This window comes from Gordonia rhizosphera NBRC 16068 (assembly GCF_000298195.1).
Classification (GTDB): Bacteria; Actinomycetota; Actinomycetes; order Mycobacteriales; family Mycobacteriaceae; genus Gordonia; species Gordonia rhizosphera.
Genome location: NZ_BAHC01000256.1, coordinates 1 through 5261 on the forward strand (window position 1 = coordinate 1; position 5261 = coordinate 5261).

The 5261-nt window shown below is 65.6% G+C and carries 8 protein-coding genes; 4 read left to right on the top strand and 4 right to left on the bottom strand.

Going from position 1 to position 5261, the window contains the following annotated elements:
* Window positions 1–208: 208 nt before the first annotated feature.
* Both GORHZ_RS31185 and GORHZ_RS32320 read right to left on the bottom strand, forming a co-directional pair.
* A complete protein-coding gene (locus GORHZ_RS31185; protein ID WP_157205400.1) occupies window positions 209–358 on the bottom strand; it encodes a hypothetical protein in 150 nt (49 codons plus the stop codon).
* Window positions 359–419: 61 nt separating this feature from the next.
* Window positions 420–986: a hypothetical protein gene (locus tag GORHZ_RS32320; protein ID WP_006339696.1), complete on the bottom strand. Its 567-nt coding sequence runs from the start codon at window positions 984–986 to the stop codon at window positions 420–422.
* Between the two features lie 50 nt (window positions 987–1036).
* On the opposite strand from GORHZ_RS32320, the gene GORHZ_RS32325 reads away from it, so the two are divergent.
* From GORHZ_RS32325 to GORHZ_RS29305, 4 genes are all read left to right on the top strand, one after another.
* Window positions 1037–1207 (top strand): hypothetical protein, encoded by a 171-nt coding sequence (locus GORHZ_RS32325; protein ID WP_373279642.1) that lies wholly within the window; start codon window positions 1037–1039, stop codon window positions 1205–1207.
* Between the two features lie 260 nt (window positions 1208–1467).
* On the top strand, window positions 1468–1962 hold the full coding sequence (locus GORHZ_RS31190; protein WP_157205401.1) for a hypothetical protein: 495 nt from the start codon (window positions 1468–1470) through the stop codon (window positions 1960–1962).
* A gap of 87 nt (window positions 1963–2049) precedes the next feature.
* The gene (locus GORHZ_RS29300; RefSeq protein ID WP_006339698.1) at window positions 2050–2562 is read left to right on the top strand and encodes a hypothetical protein; all 513 of its coding nucleotides are present in this window, start codon (window positions 2050–2052) and stop codon (window positions 2560–2562) included.
* A 19-nt stretch (window positions 2563–2581) separates the two neighbouring features.
* Window positions 2582–3880, top strand: coding sequence for a flotillin family protein (locus GORHZ_RS29305; RefSeq protein WP_006339700.1), 1299 nt, complete (start codon window positions 2582–2584; stop codon window positions 3878–3880).
* Window positions 3881–4109: 229 nt separating this feature from the next.
* On the opposite strand, the gene GORHZ_RS29310 is transcribed toward GORHZ_RS29305, so the two are convergent.
* Together GORHZ_RS29310 and GORHZ_RS32330 are read right to left on the bottom strand one after the other, a co-directional pair.
* A complete protein-coding gene (locus GORHZ_RS29310; protein WP_006339701.1) occupies window positions 4110–4691 on the bottom strand; it encodes a dihydrofolate reductase family protein in 582 nt (193 codons plus the stop codon).
* The gene (locus GORHZ_RS32330) at window positions 4576–5241 is read right to left on the bottom strand and encodes a glutaredoxin domain-containing protein (protein WP_373279643.1); all 666 of its coding nucleotides are present in this window, start codon (window positions 5239–5241) and stop codon (window positions 4576–4578) included. The genes GORHZ_RS29310 and GORHZ_RS32330 overlap by 116 nt, the downstream gene beginning before the upstream one ends.
* Window positions 5242–5261: the final 20 nt, after the last annotated feature.

Consider the following 5261-nt stretch of genomic DNA (forward strand, 5'->3'; position numbering starts at 1 on the left):
AGTCAAGCGTACAGATCAGTGTGACGCGACACGGCCAGAACTGTCATTGCAGCCCACGGAGAATGAGCCATCAGGTGAACCGCACGGGATGTGTCGGAGACTCTCGAACCTGTGAAGGACGGAGAGCCTGCCGGGCATGGCCATTTCTACGGCGGGATGGTCGCAGGCGTGATCATGTCCGGTGCGTGGATATCGAGAGAAATATCCCTCAACGCAAGGGTTTTCGCGAGGTGAGCACAAATCCGGCGTCCGACACCGTGGCCCCTATCGCCAGTGGCTTGCCGACGCCGAGAAGGTGCGCGTCGAGTTCGCCGGGTCGCGCGCGCTGGCCGAGGGGATCGCGGGGAACTATCGGCATTTGGCCGAGGCCAGGGGTATGAGAAACATCGAGGAACATGCGGTGGCCGACGACGATCTGATCAGACCGTGCCCGGCGGGAGCGTGCGTCGAGGCCTCAGCAAAGGGAGCATCCACTCGTAGACGGTGTCGTCGTTGAGCATGGTGAAGTGGTGGGCGCCACCGATGTGCAATCCGTTGTCGGATTCGAATCCGATGTGGCGCTTACGATCGCGGCCACGACCGTTGTTCGTGAGCACCAACCCGTCACCGACGATGCGGCCGAAGGGGTGATCGGGTCGCCGGGTTATCGTCGCCGTCACGTACAGGTGCCGCGCACCCTCCATGAGGGGCGGGTAATCGACGGCGGGCTGCCAGAAGGCCTCTGGGTCGGTGTCGCGCCAGTACTCTTCGGCGACCGCGCCGTGGAACAGGTCGCGCACCCCCGCACTGCGACGGCCGAGGAGGGCGCCGAACGGGCGGGTGGTCGACCACAGGCGCAGGGCCGCCGTCGCCGGATGCACCCCTCGGGCCAGCGGCGCGCCGAGGTGAGGGGTGCCGAGGCAGACCGTGTGCCGGACCAGTGTGGGCCAGTTCGCATCGTCTGCAGTGGCGAGGTGGCACGCACTGCGGATCACCAGGCCGCCCATCGAGTGGCCGATGAGTCTCCATCAGTCCGTGCAGGAATACCGTCAGGTGCTTGGTCGCCCGCGGGAATGCGCGGGCCAGGTTGTCCGGGCTGATCGGGACGGCCGCGCCGTCGATGCGGACGGCCATCTCCGGCGCCAGCGGCGACTGTTCTGCCAGGTCGCCGACGACGTCGACCGACGACACGATCGCCGAATACGTGGACGTACTGACGGCGTCGTGAACTGCCTGAACGGGTCGTACCCTCGACCCGAGCGCGGCACTCAGACCGGTGAAGGCGGTATTCGAGATCGACGCATGGACCTGGGCGATGCCGGTGACAGCCCTGGCCATCTCGGATCGACCGAGGGCGGCCAGCGCGGGCATCTCGCGACTGTGTTCACGATCTGTCGACATGAACTCATGTGTACAGGTGTGTACTGAAATCAGGAAGAAGCGCGGTGTCAGGATGCCTGTTCTTTCGCTGGCGCGCATGGTCGCAACATGGAGGGTGTCGCGGGCGCCGGTGCCTTCTGGCACGAGCGACTTGGCGGTTTCGATCTCGTTGCGTCGGATCGCGAAGACGTCGTCAATGAGTTCGGTATGCTGCGCTGGTTCGGCGGCGTCGAGTCGGTCGATGGCGGCGTATCGGTACAAGGGGTGAGCTTCATCGGCCACTCCCCCGGACGGTTTCCTGCATCGCAAAGTCCTTCGCGAATAAGTCGATCCCAATCCGCGGTTGCGACGACGGATGGCGGGCGTCTTCGTGATGGCGCCAATGTGACGGCCGCGCGTGGCAGCACGGTGGTCGGTGACGTCGCCCGAATCCCGGTGTGCATGCGGCAGAACGAGTTTCGGTGCGTCACCGCATACTCCACGAACCTCGTGTATCCACCGCTGTCGCTGCTCGACAACAGCTCCCTCGATATCGCGTCCAGGCGCGCCGGGGCAGACCAGCCACCGAGTCCTCACCGACATCGTCTGAAGACACGCGGGTAGCAGTGGATTGATCTTGGTGCATGACGATTCACCGCACAATCCACGCTAAGGTGAGTGCATTCGCGGCTTTGATCGAGGGGGCGACCGTTGGGACTTGTCCTGCTGGTGATCGGCCTGGTCGGGCTCGCATTCTCGGTCCTGTCGATCGTGGGCTTCGAGATCGGCGACGTCGATGTCGACCTCGGCGACAGCGGTGTCGGCCTGCTGGCGGTGCTCTCCCCCTTCGTCACCGGCTTCGGCGTGATCAGCGGGATGCTGCTCACCTTCACGTCGGCGAACGCTTTGGCGGCGCTGGGCGCCGGGCTCGCGACGGGCCTGGCCTTCGCGCTGGTCTCCTTCGTGGTGCTCGGCTATCTCGTCGGGGCCGAGCAGGAGTTGCCCTCGGTGGACTTGCTGGGTCGCCAGGTCAGGATTGTCGATCCGGTGGGGCCCGGACGTATCGGCAGCGGCGAGGTCCAGACCCCGCTCGGGGCTCGTCGGGTGTCGGTGACGGCCGACGAGTCATACCACCACAACGACGTGGTCAGCATCGTCGCGCGAGTCGACGAACGCGAGCTCTATCGCGTGGAACGCATCTTCGAACTCCCCGACTCCACCTGAAACGAATTGAAAGGGATTCATGTCTGAGTTGCTGTGGACGGTTGTCATCGCCGTCGGACTGCTGGTGATCATCGTCCTGGGGCTGATGTCGCGGTACCGGGTTCCCGGCGCCGAGGAGGCCTTCATCGTCACCGGTACCGGCAAGGGCCACCAGGGTAAGGTCTACCGAGGCACAGGCACGTTCGTGCTGCCGGTCGTGCAGAAGGCGACGCGGGTGCGGCTGTCGTCGATCAAGGCCGACCTGGACACCTCGACACCGGCCAACGACGGTATTGAGCTCGCGGTGCGGGGTGTCGCGGTGGTCAAGGTGGGTGACTCCCCGGAGGCCATCCTGAAGGCCGGACCACGATTCGGCGATGATCTCGCTCGGGTGAACGCCCTGGTCACCGAGCAGCTGTCGGGCGAGTTGCGCTCGATCGTGGGCACCATGACCGCCAAGAGCATTCTGGTCGACCGGCAGGCCCTCGTCGACCAGGTGGCCCAGTCGGTGCAGGAAACGCTGCTGAATCAGGGGCTTGTGCTCGACAGCTTCTCGATCAACGACATTCAGGACACGGATGGGCAGTACTTCAGCGATCTCGCGGCGCGGGAACGCTCGGATCAGGCGGCGATCGCCGCGCGGTCGCGAGCCGAGGCCCACCGGGTGGCCGAGGAGAGCCGAATCGCCAACGAACAGGCCGTCATCGAGCAGCAACGTGAGCTCGACATCGAACGGGAGGCGGCCCGTGAGGCCACTGACCGGGCGCGTGCCGAGGCCGACGCGGTGCGGCCGCTCGTCGAGGCCGAGCGTCGGCGGATTCAGGTCGAGAAAGACAACGAGGTCGCCGAACAGCAGGCCCGACTGCGGGAGACCCAACTCGACGCCGAGGTCCGCCGACCGGCGGAGGCCGAGTTGTTCGCCGCCCAGCAGCGGGCGGCGGCCAAGAAGGCCGAGATCACCGCTGAGGCCGAAGCCAAGGCCACGAGTATCCGCATCACCGGCGAGGCCGAAGCCGAAGCGCTCGAGAAGCGGGCGGAGGCACTCGGCAGACTCGACCGGGTCGGACAGCTCGAGCTCGTCCTCGACAAGCTGCCGGCGATCGTCGCCGCGGCCGCCGAACCCCTCGCGGATGCCAACGTCACCCTGGTCGGTGACTCGCTGCATCCGTTGGTGAAGAGTGCCGGTACCGGCCTGGCCGGAACGCTGGAGATCATCAAGAGCACGACCGGCATCGACGTGGCCGGCATGTTGAACGCGGCCGCGGGTCCCGACGGCTCCGAAGGACTCGATGGCCAAGCGCCGCAATTGGATGCGCAAGACGTGGACAACCGGGGATGATCGGCCGACATGACCACCATGTGTCCGCACGCCCACATCACACGACAATGAGAGGGTGTGGCATGGGCACCTACGCAAGCGGCCTACCGGGCGATCACTCATGTGTTGGAGACCAGGTGGCGAAAGTGTCAAGCGATCGGAAACCCGAAGCAAAGCTGCTTTCCTCATTGAGTCGAGTCGATCTGCACACATGGGTCGCGTCGCTACGTGATAGCGATGCGAAAAGCTGTCAGCGGCGCACTCGGTAGCGTAGGTGAAGCACTCGGTCGCCCTGAATAACCGCTTCGGGATTTTCCAACAGGTGCTGCGCGTCGACCGGCCCGAAGTACCGCTTACCGGCCCCCATCACGACGGGTACAACGTCCATGCGCACCTCGTCGATCAGGCCCGCGGCAAGCACCTGGCCGCCGACGTCACCCGCGGCGACCTCGACGATGCGGTCACCAGCAAGTGCCCGCGCTTTGGCCACGGCTGGGGTGATGCCGTCGACGAAGTGAAACGGCGCCTCGGGGTCCCAGCCCTCGGGCGCAGGTCGGTGCGACACGACGACCATGTGGTCGATCCCGCTCGGAGGCTTCCCGTCCCAGCCGTCCGTCATGTCGAAGACGTGGCGGCCGACGATTGTCGCCCCGATCTGGTCCCAGTACGGCCGGGTGTAGTCATAGGACGTCTGCGACACGTTCACCACGCCACTCTCATCGAGCGGGACGCTCCCATTGGACAACCAGTCGAACAGCGGTCCTGGCTCGTCGTTCTCGTCCGCGATGAAGCCGTCTACCGACACCGAGCCGTACATGACTACTGCGCCCACGTGACCCTCGTCGGGTTTCGGGGGCGGTCAACGGTACCCGCGTGCATGCCGTCACGCTAACACCGATAGACCTGCATGCCGAGGCAACAGCAACGTCAGTAGGGCCTGGTCTGGCGGGGCAGTTGTTCACCAAAGGATGTGGGTTGACGCGTGGACCACTAACTCGCGACACCCGATCTCGCTCGCCGCGCGACCGAGGTGGTGGAGGACAAAGAGCCCAGCACGAAGATCCGCGCTGCGTCCTAGCCGCGTGGTCGCAGTCGCGACCACCACGACTGTCGCGTGGCGTCTTGCCGCTCGCCGAGGAACTCGTGTGTGCGATCGGGAAACTCGGATTCGATCGCGGCGACGACTGTCGCACACTCGGATTGACCATGGCGACCGACCCGACGAACACTGTCGGCACCGTCTCGTCGCCGCCGGTGACGTTGCGGACGCGTGCGGCGGCGCTCTCGTCGTCCCAGATGTTGGACTCCGTGGTCGGGATGTCGCGGCGACGCAGACCTCTCCGCAGGCGCGCGCAGAACAGGCAGCCAGGGCGCCACAACACCTCGACGCCGTCGACATGAT

What these genes read in the sequence shown, in the direction of transcription:
- GORHZ_RS31185 (WP_157205400.1), bottom strand. Translation starts at nt 358, where the DNA reads ATGCCGATAGTTCCCCGCGATCCCCTCGGCCAGCGCGCGCGACCCGGC.
- GORHZ_RS32320 (WP_006339696.1), bottom strand. Translation starts at nt 986, where the DNA reads ATGGGCGGCCTGGTGATCCGCAGTGCGTGCCACCTCGCCACTGCAGAC.
- GORHZ_RS31190 (WP_157205401.1), top strand. Translation starts at nt 1,468, where the DNA reads ATGGAGGGTGTCGCGGGCGCCGGTGCCTTCTGGCACGAGCGACTTGGC.
- GORHZ_RS29305 (WP_006339700.1), top strand. Translation starts at nt 2,582, where the DNA reads ATGTCTGAGTTGCTGTGGACGGTTGTCATCGCCGTCGGACTGCTGGTG.